The 293-nt window shown below is 50.2% G+C and carries 2 tRNA genes; both read right to left on the reverse strand.

The features are described from left to right. Nucleotides 1-62 precede the first annotated feature (62 nt). Nucleotides 63-138, reverse strand: a tRNA-Gln gene (locus tag HUU89_RS14550). A gap of 13 nt (nt 139-151) precedes the next feature. Then, nucleotides 152-235 (reverse strand) — tRNA-Tyr (locus HUU89_RS14555). Between the last annotated feature and the right edge of the window lie 58 nt (nt 236-293).

Genomic DNA, 293 nt, shown 5'->3' on the forward strand with positions numbered 1-293 from the left:
ACGCCTGACCCTCTGATTAAAAGTCAGATGCTCTACCAACTGAGCTAGCGGGTCATACCTTATGGCTGGGGTAGCTGGATTCGAACCAGCGCAATGACAGAGTCAAAGTCTGTTGCCTTACCGCTTGGCTATACCCCATTCATTAGATAGATGGTGGAGAGGAGTGGATTCGAACCACCGAACCAAAAGGAACTGAGTTACAGTCAGCCGCGTTTAGCCACTTCGCTACCTCTCCGTCATGGTGCCGGCTAAAGGACTTGAACCCTCAACCTACTGATTACAAGTCAGTTGCT

Source organism: Faecalibacillus sp. H12, from assembly GCF_013361255.1.
GTDB lineage: Bacteria > Bacillota_I > Bacilli_A > Erysipelotrichales > Coprobacillaceae > Faecalibacillus > Faecalibacillus intestinalis.